This window comes from Roseovarius sp. EC-HK134, from assembly GCF_902498815.1.
GTDB classification, from domain to species: domain Bacteria; phylum Pseudomonadota; class Alphaproteobacteria; order Rhodobacterales; family Rhodobacteraceae; genus Roseovarius; species Roseovarius mucosus_A.
The window spans coordinates 373,704-395,553 of the sequence record NZ_LR701544.1 but is presented as its reverse complement, the minus strand read 5'-3'; the positions used below and the strand labels follow the sequence as shown (position 1 = coordinate 395,553).

The window sequence follows — 21,850 nt, the reverse complement described above, 5'->3', positions numbered from 1 at the left end:
CATGATCCAATGAAGCCGCTACGAGCGAAAGGGGTGTGCCTATTTTTTAAGCTCAGTATTTTATCGTTTATTTACATAATACTAGCACATTATCTCTCACGCATATCCTTATGAAATTTCGTAATTTACGAGATTTCGTATTGCCGCGCTGCGCTGCGGCGGTGTTTGGTGAAGTCATGTACGAGATACCCACAACCCCCGATTCCCTGCTTGACGCCCTAGCCGAGGCGGCGCTGGTGATCGACCTTGTTGCCGACCGGATCGTCGCAGCCAATCCCCGCGCCCGAGCGCTCCTCGATCTTGAGGATTCCACCGGCACACCCTTTTCACCGCTGGTCGGCGCGAGCTTGCCGGGTTTTATCGTGTTGGTGGATGAAATCGCACACCGGGGCGAGGCATGGAGCCGCGACATTACCCTTGCCAGCATCACCGGAAGGCCGTTGCGCGTTGAGCTACGCGGCAGGCTGGTTGCCAATGCCCCCTCGCTCCTTGCGCTGACCCTGCTCGATCTTGCAGAAATGGAACGCCACGACCGCATCGCGCAAGCGGCTGAGTTGCATCGTTCAGGTCTGCTTGAATGGCGGCGCGCGCAGGAGTTTTTTTCCGAGCTAGAGCGTCAGAACCAATTGATCCTGAATGCCGCGGGCGAAGGCATCTACGGCGTCAATGCGGATGGCAAGACCACCTTTCTTAACCGCGCGGCGCAGGAAATGCTGGGCTGGACCGCCGAGGACCTCTTGGGTCACGACATTCATTCCGTGATCCATCACCACCATCTGAACGGTGATATCTATCACGCGCATGATTGCCCGATCTATCAATCCTTCCGCTTTGAAGAGGTCAATCGGATCGAAGACGAGGTGTTCTGGCGCAAGGATGGCAAACCGATCCGCGTCGAATATGTCTCGACCCCGATTTACGATCAGAATGTCCTGGCGGGGGCTGTGGTGATCTTTCGCGACATCACCGAACGCAAGGAAAGCGAACGTAAATTGCGCGAGGCGATGGCAGAGGTGGCCGCGCTCCGCGACCGGCTGGAACAGGAAAACGCCTATCTCCAAGAGGCGATCACCACGGAACGCGCGCATCACAATATCATCGGCGCGTCCTCTGCGGTGCGGCAGACCGTGCAACGGATTGACCTTGTGGCGCGCACCGATGCCACCGTGTTCATCAGTGGCGAGACCGGCACCGGCAAATCCCTTGTGGCGACCGCCATTCACAAGGCAAGCCCGCGCGCACGCCGCCCCCTCATCCATTTCAAATGCGGCTCCGTCGCCCCCGAAGAGGTCGAGGCCGAGTTATGGGGGCAGGTTCGCGGTGCCCCCAACGGGGCCACCCGCGACAAACCCGGCAAGCTGGAACTGGCACATAGCGGCACGCTGTTTCTCGACGATGTCGAGGAGCTGCCCTTTGAGATACAGGGCAAACTTTTGGCTGCCCTGCAAAACAGTGCTGTGACCCGTCTGGGCGACACCCGAGAAAAGCCGCTCGATATCCGTGTGATCGCCTCGACCACCCTGTCGGACAAACAGGCCCGCCGCTCTCACCGCATCCGCGAAGACCTGTATCTGTTTCTCAATGTCTTTCCCATCACCTGCCAGCCGCTCCGCGACCGACAGGAAGATATCCCGCTTCTCGCCGCCCATCTGCTCAAGATCGCCTGCCGCAGGCTGAACCGGCCAGAGCCCGTGTTGACCGAAGGCGTGGTGCAACAGCTACAATCCTATGACTGGCCCGGCAATGTGCGCGAGCTTCATAACGTGATGGAACGGGCCGCGATTGTGTCTCAGGATCGCAAGCTGGTTGTCGAACTGGGGGGCGTAGGGCCGCTGGCAGAGACAGGCCGATCCTTTCGAACCGAAGCGCAGATGCAGGACCTTGTTCGGGTTAACCTGATTGCCGCCCTACGCGAAACACGCGGCCGTATAGCCGGCCCCTCTGGTGCGGCCGCTTTGCTTGGCGTCAAACCCACAACGCTCTATTCCCGCATCGGTAGCTTGAATATCGTCGAGGCGGATTGGACATGACCGTGCATCGCTTCTACGCCTGTCCAACGCCACTTGATTAGAACGCGAAAGTCAGTCCGCATTCGGGTTTCAGCCCAAGCATCCAGAATATGTCGTAGGCGCAGGGCGCATAGATTGACCGCGTGCATCGACCGAACCCGACAAGATCAGGCGATTGCGAAATGAAACGGATTGTAGCGCCGACATCAAAGGGCCTGCGACCCGCAGGGTGTTTTCCCGCACCGGTGCCCTTCAACCACCCAAAATACAGCACAATATGAGGGTGGCCGACTTGCTGAAGATGCGCTGCGGCGCAATCCAACCTACAAGGGGATAATATGGTTATCCCAAGCACAATCATGCCGGGCCAGAGCGATCAAGCCGCTAGGTGCCACCGCCACGAGGCCACCCAACCCATCGCTGGCAAGATACCCCCCTGCCCGCGGTGCCAGTCCGCAGACATCCGCACGCCCGACGGCGCCAAGGAATACGCCGTCAATTCCGAAGCGATGCACGCGCCCACCGCGCGGCGAGGTTATCGCCACCTCTGACCCGTCGCCGCAGAAGGCGATGCTGCCGGCATAGCCCTGCATGGCGATTTCGTCGGCCAGCGGGGCCTCGGCCAGTATCGGGGCCTGTCCCCGGCGGTGCAGCGCCACAAGCGGCGGGGCCATGCCCGGTTGACCTTCCCATTGCATGGCAAAGGCGACCAGACCGTCGCCGCGCACCGCAAGATGGCGGATCGAGTTCTGCTGCAGATCGGGGCTTGGCTCGACCCTATCGACAAGCGTCCCGGACAGGGTCAGATACCCAAGGTTCGGGCGCATTGTGGAGATGTTTAGCTTGGTCCGATCACTCGGGTCGGTGGCAATGCCCCCGTTGGCCACCACCAGCGTTTGCCCGTCGGGCATCAGGCGCAGATCATGTGGACCAATCCCACCGCTGGGGAACTCTCCGATCCGGGCATAGCCAGCGGCCGCGTCCCAAATGCCAATAATGCCTTCGCTTGTGTCGCGGGCCTGTTCGCTGGTGAACAACAGGTCACCCCCGGCAGCGAAAACACCATGGCCGTTGAACTGACGGCGTTCGGGCGGGGTCAGGCTGTGCAGGACCGCGCCAGTTGCGCAGTCGATGACAAGGGCGAACTGCCCCGGTCTGCGGGCAAAGGCCACGGCCTCGGCCCGGATTGGATGGGCTGCGCCGGCATGGCCGCGCGCGGGAAGGGGCACACGGAACTTGGCGATGCCGTCCGTTGAAAGGCCATAAAGCGTAAAGGTGCCATCCGCCTCGCGCGCTGCGGCCAGATAGGCAGGGCTCCCAACGGCGGCCCAACCGATGCGTGGCGCGGCACCTGCGGCGGCCAACCCAATGAGAAATCCTCGTCGTGTGGCCATTGTCCTAATCCCCGTCCTGCGCGTTGAACCCTGGCGCAATGCCAAGCTGGGCGCCGATCTCTTCCTCTATCGCCGCCCGCAAGCCGCGCACCGCCTGTTGCAGCACCTCGGCGCGCAAGCGTGCCTGAGGGTCCGTCACATCCTGAAAGGCAGGGTCGGTGATCCGAGCGGCGGCAACCTGCAACCGGGCCAGCGCGGCTTGGGTTTCGGGCAAGGGCCAGTCGGCCAGTGCACTTGCCAGCCCATGTGCGGCCTCGGCTGCCAGAACCACGTTTCGCAAGGACCGCCCTGACCGGCGCGCCTCGGCACGAAGAGGTCGGGGCTGGTCAAAAGTGCCCATCGGCAGGCCCAGCCGGGTATCGGCCGTGAATTCGAGCGATGTCAGGATCTGCGTATAGATGGCCCGCAACGCCTCGTCTGGCGTCAGAAAGGCCGCGTTGCCGTCGGCCCCGGCACTCTGCAACGTGTCAGCAAAGGGCCCGGACCACGCAGCCTCGAGCGCATGAGCCTGAAGGGCGAGATCGGCGGCGATGGTGGCGGCCAGCGTACAGCCATAGCTTTGCGGTGCGTAGTCAGAGAACTCCGGGTCGAACATCAGCATGTCGAGCGCGAAGAGCCCGCGCGCGGCAATCGACACCTCGGCATAGGCTTTGGGATCAAAGGCAACGGGATCTTCCTCTGCGATCAACTGCGCCAGCGCTCGCGGCGTAGAACCGCGCCCATCGGGCCAGAAGGCAACCGAAAGTGCGCCGGTTTCTGACGGTCCAATCCGCAAGTCCGAGACCGCGATCCAAGCATCGAAGGCAGTGTGATAGGCCTCGGCCATCGCCTCAGGGCGGCAATCAGCATCCGCAGTTTCAGCGAGCGCGTCGGCGGATTCGGCGAAACGGGCAAAGGCCGGGAGGATATGCGCGTCGAGCGCGCTTTTGACATCGGCCAGCGACGGCGCGGCAAGGCAGAGCACAAGGCTAAGGCCCAGAACGGGGGTGGTGATCAGTCTCACAGGCTCTCCAGATATTTTATGAGGGCGGCACGCTCTTCGGGGGGCATGTCGACGACAGTGTCACGGGCGTGTTGCGCCTCGCCGCCGTGCCAGAGGACAGCCTCTAACAAAGAACGCGCGCGGCCATCATGCAGGAAATACGTGTGGCCCGAGACCAGTTTGGTCATCCCTATTCCCCAGAGTGGGGCGGTACGCCACTCCTGTCCGTTGGCACGACCTTCTGGGCGGTTATCAGCAAGACCGGGCCCCATGTCGTGCAGCAAAAGGTCGGTATAGGGCCAGATCAACTGGAAACTTGCGGGGTTGTCGCCTTCAAGTCGATGGGTGACATAATTCGGCCGATGGCAAGAGGCGCAGCCGGTGGTGTAGAACACCTCGCGCCCGCGCAGCACCTCGGGGTCGCTGACATTGCGGCGGGCTGGCACCGCCAAAGTCTGACTGTAGAAGGTTACAATATCGAGACCAACTTGGTCGATCTCGAACCCAGATTGTTCGGCGTCGCCGCCATGCATCGCCGCACGGCAATCGGTCTGCGCGTCGGTGCAATCGCCCGACCCCGCCGGATGGATCGGGTTGGAAATGCCGATATCGCCGGCAAAGGCGCTTGCCGTCTGCTCTAACAGCGTGGGGTTGCCCGCCTTGTGCCCGAAGCGGCCGAGCATCGGCTGATCGTATACGTCCGACCACACGATCTGCGGCCGCCCTGATATGCCGTCACCATCAACGTCCTCGGGATCGGCGAGCGCCAGAATATCCTCTGACGGGATCGCCTCTAGTAGCCCCATGCCGATCATCTGCGGCGCGACGCGGGGGCTGAGCATAGCATTCGCGTGCAACGGGCCATAGCCGAGGTCGGCCGCGCGATAGGTGGGCGCGCGTAGATGCGCCACCTCGCCACCCGCGAGTGGCACCTCGATCTCTTCGTAGCTCACATCGAGACGGTATTCGGGCTTGTGTCCCGGCAGGCTGAAATCCTGCAACTGCGTGCCATAGGTGGGATCAGGCGCGGTCGGATGGATGCCGTCAATGTAAGCGGCGATCTCGGATACCTCGGGCGCCGGGATCGAGATGCGCAGAAACATCGAGACGGCGCTGTCACCGGGGCCTTCGGGCGGATGCCCACGCCCATCCTTAAGGTGGCAGCGTTGGCATGAGCGCGCATTGTAGAGCGGACCAAGACCATCCGAGGCCAGCGTCGAGGCCGGAGGCGACACCCAGACGCGGCGGAACATGCCGTTGCCGATACGAAATTCCAGCTCCTGCTCGAAGGTCAGGTTTGCGGCGGGCAGCGAGAAGGCATCGGCGGTATCGCGCGACCGCACGGTCTGCGCGCCCCCACCGTTCTGCTCGAAGGGCCATGCCTTTGAGAAATCCGTGGGCAGGGCTGTCGCGGCGTCGACCCGCGCACGCTCGGTTTCGGTGCGCGGCACCACATTCAGATGGATATCTTCAAGAGATTGGGCAGCGGTCATGCCCGCGCAGATACTCGCTATGACGATTATAGGCAGGAATGTGCGGTATGTTTTTGGCGTAGACACGGGCATGACGCTTTCAAGTGGTTCTCAGAATTCGTAGGCGAGCAGCGCGCCGATGGTATGGGTCTCGTCGCCACCCTCATCGCCATAGCGGTAGGCCAGTGCGCCACTTAGCCCCTCAAGGATCTCAATTTCGCCAGAGAGCGTGGCCAGGTGATCCTTTGGCAGCGTCTCGACATCACGCATCGCATAGACCGCCGAAAGCGTGACGGGGCCAACAAGCGCCTCAGCCCCAAATGTGGCGAAGGTCGCGCTGTCGGCGGTGCCGTCGAAGTGATCAAAATAGGCCAGTTCGGCAAGCAGTTTCACAGGCAAAGAGCCGGTTGCGAATTCATGGCTGAGACCGCCCACGATCCCGGTCTGATCTTCTGCGTCGCCGACGCCGCGCGCCTGAGATTGCAGGCCGAGGTTGTACCCGGTCGCGCCAAAGGCACCCGTGAGCGAGATCGCAACAGACTCCGGTGCGCTGGTATTCGACACGCCACCGTCGCTCCGGTTTGTCCGCCCGCGATTTTCGCCCAGCGACTCGCTGAGGATGCTCCGATCCGCGTTAAAGAACGACAGGCTCAGCGCATGTTCGCCCTGCCCTGCCGCAAAAGGGATCACAAGGCCTGCACCGAGCTTCTCGGTGAGTTGGTAGTCTTCTGCGAAATCAACGCCATAGATACCCGGCGCTGCATCCCACGCCAGGCCAAAAGCGGGGTTGAACTTGCCCAGCACCACCTGCGCCGCGCCAAAATCATGCGCGAAGTAAAGCTCTTCGGCATAAAGGCCATGGTCTTCGAGGAAGCTGTCCGAGGTCGGGGCGGTGATTTGTTCGAAAACCAGCGTGCTGTTGATCGAGGTCCGCGACGTGAAGGCGAACGAAAGCGCGCCCTCAATGGTGGCGAACGTATTGTTTATCTCGCCGCCGGGCGCAGAGGAATCGACGGTAAAATCGGTTTGCAACTCGACCGAGAATTCGGCGGAGAACGGCGAGTTCGCATCCTGAGACTGGGCTGCGGTCGCACCAAGCGCAGCACAGGCGGCAAGCGTTACAGATAGGGTTTTCATCACTGTTCCTTGGTTTTTGTGAATGACGTCAACACACGTCATTGCGTTTGATATGTGATAACATACCAGTCTACAAGCTGGGGTTTGTGTCCACCGCCTGAAGCGGTGAACAAAGATGTGTTACTGAAACACGGCCGAGGGATCGTCGAGGCTGTCAGAGCCCTCTATTTCAATCCCACCAAGGTCAAGCGCGGCTATCACCCGCTCGATCGACCGGGTTTGGGCGATCAACCCCTCGACCCCCCCCATGATCAAGGCCTCGCCGCCCGCATTCCCGCGTTCAAGCATCTCGTCATATGCAAATCCCGCTTCAGCCGATGTCTTGATCCGTCCCAGTGCAAGAACCGCATCAGCGAGCCGCGCGCGCATCTCGACATCAAGCGTTGGGGCAATCTCAGCAACGAGCCCGGAGAGGGAGGGGCCAGACACACTCGTGCCATCAGTGCGGGTATAACTCCCGAGATAGACGTTCCGGATCCCCACCCCGTTATAGAAATGATCGTTGTGGGTATTGTCGGCGAAGCAGGAATGTTCTTCTTCGGGATCGTTGAGCATCAGACCAAGCCGCATGCGTTCGCCCGCCGTCTCACCGTAAGAGAGGCTTCCCATCCCGGTCAGGATTGCGGCAAGGCCAGCCCGCTCATCCGCCATCAGGGCCGCGCGCGCCGCGCCACCGTCGGCCCATTGCGTTGTCATCCAATCCAGATCGCCGACCAAAAGCTTGGTCGCCGCCGCCAGATACTCGGCTCGACGGTCGCAATTGCCGCCGGTGCAGTCCGCACCTTGCGCATAATCAGTCCAGGGCCGATCCCCCGCGCCGTCGCCATGCCCGTTCAGGTCCTGCCCCCAAAGCAGGAATTCGATCGCGTGATAGCCAGTGGCGACATTCGCCTCGACACCGTCGGCCTCGTGAAGGGTCTCCTGCAGGAGAGCCGGGGTGATCTCGGTCGCGTCGATCTCTTGACCCGAAAGCGTGAAGACCGGATTGGCGATCACGTTGAGCGCGGCCAACTGGTTTTGGTCTGTCGCGCCGCCATAGGCCCCGTCGACATAGTCGATCAGCCCTTCATCCAGCGGCCAAGCGTTCACGCGACCCTCCCAGTCGTCCACAATCGCATTCCCAAAGCGGAACACCTCTGACTGCTGGTAGGGCACGCGCGCTGCAAGCCAAGCTGCGCGGGCGGCCTGAAGGGTCGCGGCTGATGGGGATTGGATCAGCGCGGCTACCGCCGTCTGCAGCGCCTGCGCGGCAGTCAGGCTGTCGGTGTAGTTGGCTGCTGCAATATCAGCGTAGGTGTCGAGCACGTCACCGGGTGTCTGTGCCAGAGCTGTGCCGCCCAGCGCGGCAATCAGAGCCGTCGTAGTAAGGAGGTTTCGGATCATCGTTCATTGTCCCTTCTTTTCGTTTGTATTCACCGGACGCGCAGGGCGAGAATGTTGCGCCCCTTTCGCATCCAGCGAGCCTTTCATGTCGAAACCCCGACCGATGACCCCGTCAGGCCGTCAGGCGTGTTCAGGTAAAGCGCAATCCCTCATGCGGCCGTCAGAGGGACACGTTGAGCCTTGGTCGCTATCCTGACTGATTTTATCAGAAACTGCAATATCAGAGTTTTTCAGTCATCTACTTACCTTTGTGCGCCCGGCATCGGAAAATCTCTATGATGGCATCGGTCAACACGGCTGCATTGGGCTGGGACCAAATCGGCCTTTCGTGCAGCAGGTGAAGTAAATCCAGCGTTGCGAAGCGGCGCGTACCGCTGGCGACCCTGTCCAAACCGCAGTGCGATATCTGCAGATACGCGCATTTTTCCTGCGCTTCTTGTCCCCTTCTTTAAGACACGTGAACTTCAAGGCTATGAAACGACGATTTTCAGCGCCATTCTGTGCGATAAGCGTGACGCTATGCGGGCGTTGCCCGGAACATCACCGCGTAATGTGCAATGATCGAACGGAAGTATGCATGGAACTTTGCCAGACTAAGACATGTATCCAGAGCGCACCGGCATCAGACGCCGCCTTGCGGTTTATTGGCCGTATTCCCACACTGCGGTTCGCGCGTGAAAATGGCCCTCGGTATCGGCGGCACAACCTTGAACCCGAGTGGCACGTGGCCCGCGAGGGGCGAGCCGCCTATGCCAACATCGAGACCCTGTATGGATTGGACCAATCGGCTGGCGCCGACCATCGCTTGATCGCGCTGAATGATGCGCCGAGGGGGGCGCGGAGACCGGCAGAAGACCTTTTGTCGCCCCAAGGGCAGGCGATGCTTGCCGACAGCGGGTTCGCCACGGCGAACGGAGGCTGACATGCGGTATCTGCTCGTTATCCTCGCGGTGCTGGCGCTGCCCGCCCATGCCCGCAGCGTCACCGACAGCGCGGGCCGCGTGGTCGAGGTGCCGGACACGGTAACCTCTGTTTTCGCGTCCGGGCCACCAGCCTCGGTGCTGGTCTATGTGCTCAAGCCCGAGGCGCTGACCGGCTGGCCCCGTGCGCTGCGCCCCGAGGAACGCGCCTATATCGCAGCGCCCTACCGCGACATTCCCGAAACCGGTCGTCTCACCGGGCGCGGCGGCGAAGCGAACTTAGAGCGCGTCTTGCAGATCCAGCCGGACCTGATCGTCGATTTCGGTTCAGTGCGCGACACCTATATCGACCTTGCCGATAGGGTGCAGGAGCAGACCGGCATTCCCTACCTTCTTATCGACGGACGGTTCGAAAACACCCCAGAGGCGCTGCGCATCTTGGGCCACGCACTTGGAGTGCCTCAGCGTGGGGAGGTGCTGGCACTAGATGTCGAGGCGACATTTGCCCGAATTGACGCAATGTTGGCCAACGTGCCGGAGGAAAACCGCCCGCGCGTCTATCTTGCCCGCGGCCCCGAGGGGCTGGAGACCGGGATGAAAGGCTCGATCAATACCGAGATCATCGAGCGCGCCGGGGGGCGCAACGTAGCAGATGACGGTGGGGCGACGCGGGGTCTGGTGAATGCATCCATGGAACAGCTCATCGTCGCCAATCCCGACACAATCGTGACATGGGACCCGAATTTCTACGCATCGGTGTTTGACGATCCGCTGTGGCAGGGAATCGACGCAGTTCAAAGGGGGCGGGTCTACCTGTCGCCCACGGCACCTTTTGGCTGGATCGACCGACCTCCGTCGCTCAACCGGATGATGGGGCTGCTTTGGATGGCGGGGCTGCTATATCCTGATCTCTGGCAAGGGAACCTGCGCGAGGATACCCGAGCCTTCTACGCGCTTTATTACAATGTCGATCTTAGCGACGAGGACTTGGAAAGGCTGCTCGAATGGGCCGAAGGACGACCGCCGATGTAAGCCCGCCACACGCCGGTTTGCTCAAAGGCCTGAGCTTGACCGGCGGGCTGGCTATGGTGCTGGTTCTGCTGGCGTTTGGCGCGGTGATGATCGGCCCCTATGGCCTGACGACAGGCCAAGTTCTGTCAGCGCTTCTCGGACAGGGGGACCAGCAGGCACAGATCGTGGTGTGGAACATCCGCCTGCCGCGCGTGGGGGCGGCGCTGCTGGTCGGCGCGGCCCTTGCCGCCGCCGGGGCGAGCTATCAGGCTTTGTTTCGTAATCCCTTGGTGTCGCCGGATATTCTCGGGGTCTCGGCAGGGGCGGGGCTGGGTGCGGTGGCTGGCATCTTCCTGTCACTTCCGGTGGTGATGATCCAGGCCTCTGCTTTTGTTGGCGGTATGGTGGCGGTGGGCTTGGTCACTCTGGTCGGTTCGTTGGTGCGTGGCACTGACCGGACCTTGACGCTGGTGTTGCTGGGCGTGGTGGTCGGCGCATTGGCGGGGGCCGCCACCTCTTTGCTCAAGGTGATGGCCGATCCCTATGATCAGTTGCCCGCGATCACCTTTTGGTTGCTGGGATCGCTGGCGTCCATCACGACGCAGGATATTGTTCCGGCCCTGCCCGTGGTGCTGATCGGACTGATTCCACTGGCCTTGTTGCGGTGGCGGATCAACGTTCTGAGCCTTGGCGACGAAGAGGCCCGCGCATTGGGAATCGAGGCCGGGCGCACACGGTTGATTGTGATCGCGTCGGCGACGCTGATCACGGCAAGCGTCACGGCCTTGGCCGGGGTTGTGGGCTGGGTCGGCCTTGTCATCCCGCATATCGCGAGGATGCTGGTTGGTCCGGGTTTTGGCCGCTTGTTGCCCGCATCGGCGATGATTGGCGCGGGCTATCTGCTGGTGGTTGACACGCTGGCGCGGACCATAGCGGCGGTCGAAGTTCCTTTGGGCGTGCTGACAGCCGTCATCGGTGCACCGTTTTTCGTGTGGCTGCTGGCGCGCGGCCGAAGGGGCTGGTTGTAATGCTTGAGGCGCAGGACCTGTCCATCGGCTATGGCAAAAGTCCGATCGGCACCGGGCTGAACTTGCAGGTGCGGGAGGGCGAGATTCTGTGCCTGCTGGGTCCGAACGGCTGCGGCAAGACAACACTGTTCCGCACGCTTTTGGGGTTGCTGCCCGCGCTTTCCGGCTCCGTCCTGCTGGGGGGCCGCCCGATCACGGCACAGACGCGAGCCGAAATCGCACGGGCCATCGCCTACGTCCCGCAGGCCCATGCGCCGCCCTTTCCGTTCGAGGCGCTGGAAGTGGTGCTGATGGGGCGCACGGCGCGGCTCGGGGCCTTTGCTCAACCGGGCAAAACCGACCGTGCCGTCGCCGAGGATGCGATGCGACACCTCGGCATCCATGACCTTGCGCATCGAGACTATTCCCGGCTGTCCGGCGGGCAGAGGCAACTGGTTCTGATTGCCCGCGCATTGGCCCAAGAGGCCACGCTGATCGTGATGGATGAGCCGACCGCCAGCCTCGATTTCGGCAACCAAGCGCAGGTACTGGCGCGGATCGGCGCGTTGGCGCAGATCACTGGCACTGCAAGCCATGGCGTCATCCTGTCGACCCATGATCCCGATCAGGCCTTTGCGCTGAACGCGCGCGTTCTGCTGATGCATCGCGGCGGAGTGCTGGCAGAGGGCCCCGCCACAGAGGTTCTGACAGAGGCCAACCTTACCACCGTCTACGGGCTTCCAATAACGGTCGAGAGCACACTCTCAGGCCGCAAGGTCTGCTTGCCAAGGCTCGCCGCTCACACGTCCGCAACCATGATGCCAGATGCCATGACGAGCCCCTAGGTGGAATTGGCGGCCTTATGGCCCGGCTCGTCGGCAAAGGCATCTTTGATCATGGCAGCCAAGAAGAGCGAACGGTCCTTTTCGACGTTCCAAAACCCACGGTTTGTGAACAGCATACTCAGGTCATTGTCGCGACCGCTAGGCCGGTAGGCTGTTCAGCGCCAGAAACACCAATGCCGATACAAGCGCCGCAGCAGGAACCGTGATCACCCAAGCCGCAATAATGGTCATGAAATGCGACCGACGCACCAGTTTGCGCCGACGGCGTTCCTCGGGGGCGATCCGCAATTCGAGGGGCTTTGCCACTTTGTTGTTCCGCAGACGGCGTTCCGCATCCCACTCGCGAAAGAAACCAACGCCAAACACCCCGCCCACGGCGATATGCGTTGACGAGACGGGCAAGCCCAACCAACTTGCCACGATAACCGTGAACGCCGCCGACAGCGCCACGCAATAGGCGCGCATCGGGTTCAGTTTGGTGATCTGAGAGCCGACCATGCGAATAAGTTTGGGGCCAAACAGGAACAGGCCAAAGGAAATGCCGAACGCACCGACGATCATGACCCAGAGTGGGATCGACACCTGTTCCGTGACGCTGCCGAACTCTGCCGCATGGACGATGGCCGCCAACGGGCCTACTGCATTGGCTACGTCATTCGCCCCATGGGCAAAGCTCAACAGCGCCGCCGAAATCACGAGGGGCGCGCCAAACAGCACCTTGAGAGACTTGTTGCGATTTTCCAGCCCTTGTGACTGCCGCTTGATCAGTGGGATCGTCACAAGCCATGATATCACTCCCATCATCAGACCGATGGTGACGGCGGTACCGAGGTCGATTTTGACAACGCGCTTTAGCCCTTTCATCGCCAGATAGGTTGCAAACGCCCCAACCATGATCCCGATAAGGATCGGCACCCAGCGACGCGCGGCGGCAATCTTGTCCTCGCGGTAAATGATCCGCGATTTGATCAGCGCGAGGAAGAGCGCTGCAATCACCCCGCCCAGCACCGGAGAGATGACCCAGGACGCGGCAATTGCGCTCATCGTGCTCCAATTGACTGCGGCCAACCCGGCGGCGGCAATCCCGGCCCCCATCACCCCACCGACCACGGAATGCGTGGTCGACACAGGGGCCCCGATCCATGTTGCAAGGTTGATCCAGAGCGCCGCTGAAATCAGCGCCGCCATCATCGCCCAGATGAAAACCTGCGTATCCGCGACGGTCACGGGGTCTATGATGCCACTGGAAATGGTCGAAACCACATCTCCGCCCGCAAGCAACGCCCCTAGCGTTTCGAAAATCGCCGCAATCGTGATGGCACCACCAAGGGTCAGCGCATTGGCACCTACCGCTGGTCCCATATTATTGGCCACATCATTGGCCCCGATGTTGAGTGCCATATAGGCCCCAAACACCGTCGCCGCGATCACCACAAAGTTGATCGGGAACTCACCAAAAAAGACCGCCGCGGCAAGCGCTGTCACGACGATAAAGGCCAGGGCGATGCCAGGCGCCACCATTGGGCGCGCAACATATTGCGTTGCTGTCTCTAGATGGGAAAACCGCTGAAGATCCCTGTCGAGGGTCTCAAGGTGTTTGGCGTCGTTTTGCGTGTCGCTCACAGCTTGCCCCCCGGTAACTGGCTGGATGGGGCATATTCAAGCGCGCGATTGGCATCAACCGACTTTGTCACAAAATCGAAATAAATTTGTTACATCCTGCGCAGGATGTCTTGCAACTCTGGCTCTTGAACCATGCTCGCGGCAGCACCGGGGCTGACCCACGTGAGGCGGCGTTCCGCAGCTTCGGGATAGTCTTCCTCCATCTGATCCACCTCAATCGTAAAGACCAGAGTTTCCACCGAGACGGGCAATCCTGTGGACAGCTCTTTTTCGTAGCAATAAAGACCAACCGCCTCTTTGCTCACACATCCAGACCGCACGCCGGCCTCTTCCCAAGCTTCCTGCAATGCCGCGCCGGGGGCATCCTTACCGTCAATTGGCCAGCCTTTCGGGATGACCCAGCGCCCCGTGCCGCGCGAGGTGATGAGCAATACTTCCTTGCGGCCATGCGTTTCTCTGTAGCAGACCGCCGCCACCTGAAGCCGACGGGGACGTTTGAAAAACGCACACACCAAGTCGATCCATGTACCGTAGATCGCTCTTGCCATGATCCTCGCGTCCCCCAAAAAAATCCTTTATTCACATATTTATACGAAAAACACCCTGTCAGTGCAAATGCAGGCCTTGGTGGGGTTAGCCGTCGACACTGCCGCATTGGTGGTCTCGCTCAAGTCCACCGGGTTTGGCGCGCCCTAACCCAGTTCCAGTGTGGCGACGGCATGCAGCGTATCAGCATTTTCAGGTGCAGCGCCACGATACATTCGGGCGGTCCCGAACCCTTCGACAAAGCCGTTTCGCCGCAACACAGCGCCAAAGGCGGCACTTCCATCGGGCACGTCAATGATGGTCAGCGGCTCTGCCAATGCCGCCGCCGCCTGCCCCGCGAGATGCAGCGCCGCCATGGCGTCGGGCGCCACTATGGGGCCGATCTTGACCCCCTCGCGGCAGCGCCGCGCCGTGGCAAAGCCCGTTATTTCTGCCGCTTCGCGCAGCAGCACGGTTTTGCGTGTGGCGATATTGTCCACCCATACCCGTAGAAACCGTTGCCGACAAACGCCCGTCGCAGCCCGATCGAGACGGGCAAGTGCCGGGAAATCCTCTGGGCTAGACAGTGGCAATGTCAGAGCCTGCAGTGGCAAAGTTGCCGTCAGGCGGCGGGTCCGGTCGACCAGCGCAAAGCCAGATTTGGCGTAATTCGCCTCTTGCGCGGGCACACCGTCAAGGCCCAGGGGGCGCGTGCCGGCATGGGCGATGGCATGTTGCCAGAGGGCAAAGCCTATCCCTTGATCGCGAAACGCAGGACGGCAGAGGTAGAGCCCGAGAAAGGCGTGGGCATCAGAATGGTTGACGACGGAAATAGCCGCGACCGGCTGCCCGTCCACTTCGGCCACGAAAAACCCCTCAGGATCAGCGGCATAAAAGGCCGCCGCGTCGTCAATCCCCGGATTCCACCCCTCCTCCGCTGCCCAGTCGAGCATTTGCACGACCTCTGGCAGGGTTGCGGTACGGCACGACAGGTCACTCATCGCTGAAGCGCCTCGCGCAGGGAGGTGGGCGGCTGGGTGACATTGCGCAGATCAAGCGACGCCACAAGATCCAGCAGGTGGCTTTTCATCAGTTGTTCGGCAAGAGCGGCATCGCGGTTGGCAAAGGCATCCAGCAGTGCATGATGCGCCTGCGTTTCGCATAGTGCGGCACGGCGACGCCAATAGAGGGCGATGATCAGCGACGACCGCGAGATGAGTTCGGAAATGAAGGTCTCTATCGTGCTCTGATCTGCAATGCGGGCGATTTCGATATGAAACTGGCCCGACAGGAACAGCGCGCGACCGTTCTCTCCGGCGTCGAGAGCGGCGTGTTCGTTGCAGATATTGGTCCGCAAAAGGGCAAGGTCCATTTCCGTCATGCGGGTCGCTGCGGAATGCGCGGTGCGGGGTTCCAGAAGGGCACGGGCCTCGAACACCTCACGTGCTTCGCGGATCGACGGTTGCGCGACGAAAGCGCCACGATTGCGCTTCAACTCAACCAGATGGCGGTGCGAAAGGGCCAAAAGCGCCGCGCGCACTATGGTGCGGCTGATGCCATAGGCATCGCCCAATTCATCTTCGCCAAGTTTGGTGCCGGGGGGCAGGCGATGTTCGTGGATCGCACGTTCAAGGTCTAGGATGACCGCGTCGCTGGTCCAAGTTGTGATCTCGATCTTGGTCATGGGTCCTGCGCCGATTGTTTGCCCCTGAGTATGTCTTTTTCCGATTCGCATGGAAAGGGACAAGTAGAACAGTGGGCTTTGTGATTTGAGACAATATTGTATACAAAAATGTTCTGATTTTTAAGCGCTACCCGCTGCCAGAGGCCCATAAAACGGGCGGTGCCGGTTTTTGCGCCCTCCCGCCAGCGAAAACTCTGCCGCACGCGCAATTCAAAGCGCAGGGTCATTGCAGATGACGGTATGGGGGCCTTGATGCGAACGGGGTATGATCTTGAATTGGTGCACCTGACCAAGCGCTATGGCGATACGGTTGCAGTGCGTGATTTGAATCATGTCTTTGTAAAAGGCAGCTATGTCTGCCTTTTGGGTCCGTCCGGCTGTGGGAAATCATCAACACTGCGCATGATCGCAGGGCATGAGGACGTCAGCGAAGGGGCCATTCTACTGGATGGGCACGACGTATCGCCGCTTCCTCCCGCGCAGCGCGGTACGGCCATGATGTTTCAGAACTATGCGCTCTTTCCGCATCTGTCGGTGCGCGAAAACGTGGCATTTTCGCTGCGCATGAAAGGGGTGAACAAGGCGACGCGCCACGCCCGCGCCAATGAGCTTCTGGAACTTGTAGACATGCTAAATCTGGCTGACCGTCTACCTGCACAGCTTTCTGGGGGCCAACAACAGCGCGTTGCTTTGGCACGCGCGCTGATCACTGACCCCAAGGTGCTCTTGCTGGATGAGCCACTGTCAGCGCTTGATCCGTTCCTGCGCGTTCGGATGCGCAGCGAGTTGAAGAAACTGCAGCGCGCGTTGGGCATCACCTTTCTTCACGTCACCCACGGCCAGGATGAGGCGCTCGCGTTAGCAGACGAGATCGTCGTGATGAATGACGCGGTGATCGAACAGGCTGGGCCTGCGCGCGAGGTCTGGGCACGCCCGCGCACCGAGTTCGTGGCGCGCTTCATTGGCGGGCATAACGTGCTCGCACGACCCGGCGGCAAGGTTACTGTGCGCGCCGATGCGGTATCGCTGGGAAAAGACGGCCTGCCCGCAACGGTGATCGCAGTCGAATATCAGGGGGCTTCTGTCAGTGTCACGGCCGCAACCGAAAGCGGCGAAGAGATGCTTGCCCTGCTGCCCGAAGCGCAATTTTTTCAATCTCCGAAATCTCCCGGTGAAGCCGTCAGGCTGAGCTGGGACGAAGGGCGACTCCACCGGCTTGAGGCCTGAGAGCCAACCCCAATTCCCACCAATCCACAGGACAGAGAGGAACAGAACAATGGCAAAACCCAAGGTCGGCTATAGTCGTCGCGCCCTACTCAAGGCCGGGGGCGCAGCATTTGCCGCCTCCGCACTGCCTGCCCCCATGCTCTGGGCGCAGGATACCAAGGACATCGTGCTGCGCCAGTTTGGCACCGGCGTGTCGAACCTCAACGACGTGGCCAACAAGGTCAAAGAGGACCTCGGCTTTACCTTGGAAATGACGGCGCTCGACAGCGATAGCGTCACCCAGCGCGCAGCCACCCAGCCCGATAGCTTTGACATTGCCGATATCGAATACTGGATCTGCAAAAAGGTTTGGCCGACCGGCAACCTTCAGGCCATGGATACCGCGCGTATCGCCAATTACGACAAGATCGTCGGCATCTTTCGCTCGGGCAAGCTGACGCCCACGTCGACCATTGCCCAAGGCACCGCGCCGCATTCGGTGGGTTTTGTCGACGGCCCCGGCAGCACCAGCTTTGCGAGTGAAGAAACCGGCTGGATGACCCTTATTCCGACGATATACAATGCCGATACGCTAGGGATCCGCCCAGACTTGATCGGCCGGCCCATCGAAAGCTGGACCGAGCTTTTGAACCCCGAATTCAAGGGCAAAGCGTCGATCCTTGATATTTCGTCCATCGGTATCATGGATATGGCCATGGTCTGCGAGGCTATGGGCGCGGTCGAATATGGCGACAAGGGCAACATGACCCGCGACGAGATAGACAAGACCATGGCGATCTTTACTGAGGCCAAGAAAAACGGACAGTTCCGCGCCTTTTGGAAAAGTTTTGATGAGAGCGTGAACCTGATGGCGAGTGGAGAGGTGGTGATCCAGTCGATGTGGTCACCCGCCATCACCGCAGTCAAATCACGCGGCATCCCTTGCGTGTATCAGCCGCTAAAAGAAGGCTATCGCAGTTGGGGAGGCGGTATCGGCCTGTCCGCATCCCTATCCGGAATGGAGCTGGATGCGGCCTATGACTATATCAACTGGTATCTGTCGGGCTGGGTTGGCGGCTATTTGATGCGGCAGGGCTATTACTCTGCGGTGCCCGAGACCTCCAAAAACTTCATGTCCGACAACGAATGGGGCTACTGGTTCGAGGGCAAGCCCGCAACGGATGTTATCACCTCGCCCACCGGCGATACCCTTGCGCAGGCCGGAGAGGTGCGTGATGGCGGGTCGTTCAACGAGCGTATGGGCGCTGTGGCCTGCTGGAACGCGGTTATGGACGAAAACCAGTATATGGTGCGCAAGTGGAACGAGTTCATCGCTGCATGACCCGATAGAACGCAGACTGAACGCCATTTAGGTCTGGGGGGCAGGCGCCCCCCAGACCAAGGATCCTGACCAAAGTTCCCAAGCATGAAGAGCGGGTAACATGACGACCAACCGTCATATTCTGGGCTGGTTACAAGCGGCACCTCTGGCTGTGGTGCTGCTCGCGTTTCTGATCGCACCCATTGTAATGATCGTTGTCGTCAGCTTTTGGGGCGCGACCGAGTTTTCGATCTATCCCGCATTCCAGTTCGACAATTACGAGTTTCTGTTTGGCTCGCCCGTGACCTATCAGGTGTTTGGCGCGACACTGAAATATGCGCTGATCACGTGGGCGCTGACGCTCACCATAGGGTTCACAGTTGCCTATTTTCTGGCCTTTCACATTCGCAGTCTGACGGTGCAAGTGGCACTCTTTCTGGTCTGCACGATCCCGTTCTGGACATCTAACATCATCCGGATGATTTCCTGGATACCGTTTTTGGGCCGCAATGGTCTTGCCAATCAAACGTTGATGTCTTGGGGTGTGATCGACGAACCGCTGGAATGGCTGCTCTATTCCGATTTCGCGGTGATCCTTGCCTTTGTGCACCTCTACACGCTTTTCATGGTGGTTCCGATTTTCAACACCATGATGCGGATCGACAAATCCCTGCTTGAGGCGGCGCGCGACAATGGCGCAAACGGCTTGCAGACTTTGCTATACGTCATCCTGCCGCTCACCAAACCCGGCATAATGATTGGAACCATTTTTGTCGTGACATTGGTGATGGGCGATTTTGTCACCGTTCGGTTCATGTCCGGAAGTCAGAGCGCCAATGTGGGGCGTTTGATTTCCAACGATATTGCCCTGTTGCAATACCCATCCGCAGCCGCGACCGCCGTTGTGCTGCTCTGCACCGTCCTGATCGTGATTGCGATCCTGCTGCGGTTTGTGAACATTCGCAAGGAACTCTGAGATGGAACGCAGGCCGCGCTCGTTTTACGTCTTGGCCGCCTTTTTTGGCCTATTCGTACTGTTTCTCTATGGTCCGATCCTGACCATCAGCATCCTGAGTTTTCAGGGGCCGCAAGGGGGGCTGACCTTTCCCATGAACGGCGCGTCACTGCACTGGTTCCGTGACCTGTTCGAGCAGCAGGCGGTGGGCGACATCTGGGGCGCATTCCGCCGCAGCTTGGTGCTTGGGCTGGTCGTGATGGTCACGACAGTGGTGGTTTCGGTCATGGCTGGACTGGCCTTTCGCAAGCGGTTTGTCGGATCTGGCCTTTTGTTTTACGCCACAGTCACCGCGCTGGTGATCCCGTCGATCCTGATTTCCCTAGGGGTGGGCCTCATCTTTACCCAGTTGGGCCTAAAGATACATTGGGCAACCTCGGGCTTTGGCGCACAACTGACGTGGACGCTTCCCTTTGGGTTGCTGATCATGTTCGCCGTTTTTAACCGCTTTGACAAAAGCTATGAAGAAGCCGCCCGCGATCAGGGGGCCACCGCGTGGCAGACCCTGCGCTATGTGGTTCTGCCGATCATTGGGCCTTCGCTGATCGGGGTGGCACTCTTTGGCTTTACCCTGAGCTATGATGAGTTCGCCCGCACCCTGCTGACGGCTGGCAGCTACAACACCCTGCCTCTGGAGATCTTTGGGATGACGACGAATGTCACCACGCCGGTGATCTACGCGCTTGGCACGCTGACCACGGTTTTTTCCTTTGCAATCATCGCAGCCTTTTTGATGGGCGCGTGGATCATGGGCAAGCGGCGCGCACGTCTTGGTTCGGATGCGGGGCTCGGATTGTGAAGCTTGCCTATATCAACCCCAATTCAACGGTCGGCATGACAACAGGGGTCGTCACCGCCGCGCGCAAGGCCTTGCCAGAGGCGGAGATCTTTGGCCTGACCAATACAAGCGGTCCTGTGGCCATTCAGGGCAAGGCGGATGGGGACGCGGCGGTGCCCGGTCTTTTGTCCCTTTTACCCGTCGCACGGGCGCAAGGCGCGCAGGCAATTGTAATCGCCTGTTTCGACGATACAGGCCTCAATGAGGCGCGCGCGCGCGCCGGTTGCCCGGTTTTGGGTATCGGACAGGCCAGCTATGTGATGGCGCAGTTGCTAGGTCTGCGGTTCTCGGTCATCACGTCTATGGCCATTTCTGTCCCCGTGATCGAAGAGAATATCCGCGAGCAGGGCTTTGCCGGGATTTGCGCCTCTGTGCGGGCAAGCGGCCTGCCGGTGCTGACCATCGACGAGGGCGCGCCAGAGACCATCGACCGCATCGCCGCCGAAATCGAAACCGCCCGCCTTGAAGATGCTGCCACCTGCGCCGTGCTGGGTTGCGCCGGAATGGCCCCGCTGCAAGGCGCGTTGGCGGCACGGACAAGTTTACGCCTGATCGACGGCGTTTCAGCATCTGCCCTGTTGGCCAAGGCGATCGTGTCCGGCTTTGGCCCATAGGCGACCGGAGCGCCCCACCCGCGGATCTGCTCGTCTGGGCGAGCGGCCTATAACCAGCCTTCTGGCCGGGACCGTGACGCCGCAAGGCCGTTTCGGTATCGACAACCTTACCCTACCATCACGGACAATAGGTTTTGCCCGCTCGCCCGCGCGCTATTCCACGCGCAGCCGTCCGGACACGCTACCTTTGGTGACAAGATAACCTGCCTCGATCAGGGCGCGGACGAACACCGCGTCTTCGTTAAGGCTTATATGCTCGACCATAAGGTCACCTGCATCATCGAAATAGCCGCGCAAAGCGGTGCGGTCTGAGCCTGCCCAAGGATCATCCGTGCCCACGTCGATCAGGCAGGCCTCGGGTTCATCGGTGCGCAGCATCGACAGGGCAAAGCTCTGGCCGAAATCATTGGCATCGAGGTCGGGGATCAGTTGCGTTGCCCAAGGCGTCACACAGTCACGTATTTCGCCCATCTCGTTGGCGACCGGCAGTGACAGCCAGATCGCCCCGGTGCCGCCTCTGACTGCTTGGCGAAAGGCACGGATGCGGTTGAGGGCGCGCAGCGCCTCAACCTCGCTCACGACGATGGCGTCGCGGGTCATTGACCAGCCCTCAGGTGCCCCGAGGCCCGCCATCGCACCGCGCAGCCAATCCGGAGCACCGTCGATTTCCGACAGGAATTCCGCAGGGATGTCCAATGGTTCGGCAAGCGGGGTCGCCATGGCCATTTCTCCTGTGCTAGGTCCAAGCGCCGCCGCGCCGATCAGCGCCGCCGCAGCCCAATTTCGGCCTTTGGTTGAGGTTCTCGACATTGTCTAACTCCTTTCCCGGGAGCGGCACAGCCGCCGCTCCTCTCATTCGGCGCT

The 21,850-nt window shown here is 60.6% G+C and carries 19 protein-coding genes; 9 read left to right on the top strand and 10 right to left on the bottom strand.

The window, feature by feature from the left end; translation table 11 throughout:
• Window positions 1-110 precede the first annotated feature (110 nt).
• Window positions 111-2,030, top strand: coding sequence for a sigma-54-dependent Fis family transcriptional regulator (locus GC127_RS05830; protein WP_254700015.1), 1,920 nt, complete (start codon window positions 111-113; stop codon window positions 2,028-2,030).
• Between the two features lie 302 nt (window positions 2,031-2,332).
• Here GC127_RS05830 and GC127_RS05825 read toward each other — a convergent pair whose 3' ends face one another.
• The 5 genes from GC127_RS05825 to GC127_RS05805 form a co-directional block, all read right to left on the bottom strand.
• The gene (locus tag GC127_RS05825) at window positions 2,333-3,403 is read right to left on the bottom strand and encodes a DUF1513 domain-containing protein (protein ID WP_151976994.1); all 1,071 of its coding nucleotides are present in this window, start codon (window positions 3,401-3,403) and stop codon (window positions 2,333-2,335) included.
• A 4-nt stretch (window positions 3,404-3,407) separates the two neighbouring features.
• Complete coding sequence (locus GC127_RS05820) at window positions 3,408-4,406, bottom strand: imelysin family protein (RefSeq protein WP_151976992.1); 999 nt, start codon at window positions 4,404-4,406, stop codon at window positions 3,408-3,410.
• Window positions 4,403-5,878: a di-heme oxidoredictase family protein gene (locus GC127_RS05815; RefSeq protein ID WP_151976990.1), complete on the bottom strand. Its 1,476-nt coding sequence runs from the start codon at window positions 5,876-5,878 to the stop codon at window positions 4,403-4,405. Before GC127_RS05815 ends, GC127_RS05820 begins: the two co-directional genes overlap by 4 nt.
• Before the next feature lie 90 nt (window positions 5,879-5,968).
• Complete coding sequence (locus tag GC127_RS05810) at window positions 5,969-6,994, bottom strand: hypothetical protein (protein ID WP_151976988.1); 1,026 nt, start codon at window positions 6,992-6,994, stop codon at window positions 5,969-5,971.
• A gap of 120 nt (window positions 6,995-7,114) precedes the next feature.
• On the bottom strand, window positions 7,115-8,377 hold the full coding sequence (locus tag GC127_RS05805) for an imelysin family protein (RefSeq protein ID WP_151976986.1): 1,263 nt from the start codon (window positions 8,375-8,377) through the stop codon (window positions 7,115-7,117).
• Window positions 8,378-9,300: 923 nt separating this feature from the next.
• Here GC127_RS05805 and GC127_RS05795 point away from each other — a divergent pair.
• Genes GC127_RS05795 through GC127_RS05785 form a run of 3 tightly spaced genes read left to right on the top strand, consistent with a single transcriptional unit; the run spans window position 9,301 to window position 12,160 of the window.
• Complete coding sequence (locus tag GC127_RS05795; RefSeq protein ID WP_151976984.1) at window positions 9,301-10,329, top strand: iron ABC transporter substrate-binding protein; 1,029 nt, start codon at window positions 9,301-9,303, stop codon at window positions 10,327-10,329.
• On the top strand, window positions 10,302-11,336 hold the full coding sequence (locus GC127_RS05790) for an iron ABC transporter permease (RefSeq protein ID WP_151976982.1): 1,035 nt from the start codon (window positions 10,302-10,304) through the stop codon (window positions 11,334-11,336). The genes GC127_RS05795 and GC127_RS05790 overlap by 28 nt, the downstream gene beginning before the upstream one ends.
• The gene (locus tag GC127_RS05785) at window positions 11,336-12,160 is read left to right on the top strand and encodes an ABC transporter ATP-binding protein (protein WP_151976980.1); all 825 of its coding nucleotides are present in this window, start codon (window positions 11,336-11,338) and stop codon (window positions 12,158-12,160) included. The genes GC127_RS05790 and GC127_RS05785 overlap by 1 nt, the downstream gene beginning before the upstream one ends.
• A 138-nt stretch (window positions 12,161-12,298) precedes the next feature.
• Here the strand turns inward: GC127_RS05785 and GC127_RS05780 are convergent, their stop codons facing one another.
• From GC127_RS05780 to GC127_RS05765, 4 genes are all read right to left on the bottom strand, one after another.
• The gene (locus tag GC127_RS05780) at window positions 12,299-13,681 is read right to left on the bottom strand and encodes an inorganic phosphate transporter (RefSeq protein WP_237183584.1); all 1,383 of its coding nucleotides are present in this window, start codon (window positions 13,679-13,681) and stop codon (window positions 12,299-12,301) included.
• A 191-nt stretch (window positions 13,682-13,872) separates the two neighbouring features.
• Window positions 13,873-14,331, bottom strand: a complete 459-nt coding sequence (locus GC127_RS05775) for an NUDIX hydrolase (protein WP_151976978.1) — start codon at window positions 14,329-14,331, stop codon at window positions 13,873-13,875.
• A 144-nt stretch (window positions 14,332-14,475) separates the two neighbouring features.
• Window positions 14,476-15,309 carry a GNAT family N-acetyltransferase gene (locus tag GC127_RS05770; protein ID WP_151976976.1) on the bottom strand — a complete coding sequence of 278 codons (834 nt, stop codon included), beginning with the start codon at window positions 15,307-15,309 and terminating at the stop codon, window positions 14,476-14,478.
• Window positions 15,306-15,992, bottom strand: a complete 687-nt coding sequence (locus GC127_RS05765; protein ID WP_008281529.1) for a GntR family transcriptional regulator — start codon at window positions 15,990-15,992, stop codon at window positions 15,306-15,308. The genes GC127_RS05770 and GC127_RS05765 overlap by 4 nt, the downstream gene beginning before the upstream one ends.
• 252 nt (window positions 15,993-16,244) lie before the next feature.
• On the opposite strand from GC127_RS05765, the gene GC127_RS05760 reads away from it, so the two are divergent.
• The 5 genes from GC127_RS05760 (at window position 16,245) to GC127_RS05740 (ending at window position 20,986) form a co-directional block, all read left to right on the top strand.
• The gene (locus tag GC127_RS05760; RefSeq protein WP_037298111.1) at window positions 16,245-17,219 is read left to right on the top strand and encodes an ABC transporter ATP-binding protein; all 975 of its coding nucleotides are present in this window, start codon (window positions 16,245-16,247) and stop codon (window positions 17,217-17,219) included.
• Window positions 17,220-17,268: 49 nt separating this feature from the next.
• On the top strand, window positions 17,269-18,540 hold the full coding sequence (locus GC127_RS05755; protein ID WP_151976974.1) for a PotD/PotF family extracellular solute-binding protein: 1,272 nt from the start codon (window positions 17,269-17,271) through the stop codon (window positions 18,538-18,540).
• 100 nt (window positions 18,541-18,640) lie between these two features.
• A complete protein-coding gene (locus tag GC127_RS05750; protein WP_151976972.1) occupies window positions 18,641-19,495 on the top strand; it encodes an ABC transporter permease in 855 nt (284 codons plus the stop codon).
• Between the two features lies 1 nt (window position 19,496).
• Window positions 19,497-20,333 (top strand): ABC transporter permease, encoded by an 837-nt coding sequence (locus GC127_RS05745; protein ID WP_112303072.1) that lies wholly within the window; start codon window positions 19,497-19,499, stop codon window positions 20,331-20,333.
• Window positions 20,330-20,986, top strand: coding sequence for an aspartate/glutamate racemase family protein (locus GC127_RS05740; RefSeq protein ID WP_151976970.1), 657 nt, complete (start codon window positions 20,330-20,332; stop codon window positions 20,984-20,986). Before GC127_RS05745 ends, GC127_RS05740 begins: the two co-directional genes overlap by 4 nt.
• A 153-nt stretch (window positions 20,987-21,139) precedes the next feature.
• On the opposite strand, the gene GC127_RS05735 is transcribed toward GC127_RS05740, so the two are convergent.
• Complete coding sequence (locus GC127_RS05735; protein ID WP_151976968.1) at window positions 21,140-21,796, bottom strand: hypothetical protein; 657 nt, start codon at window positions 21,794-21,796, stop codon at window positions 21,140-21,142.
• Between the last annotated feature and the right edge of the window lie 54 nt (window positions 21,797-21,850).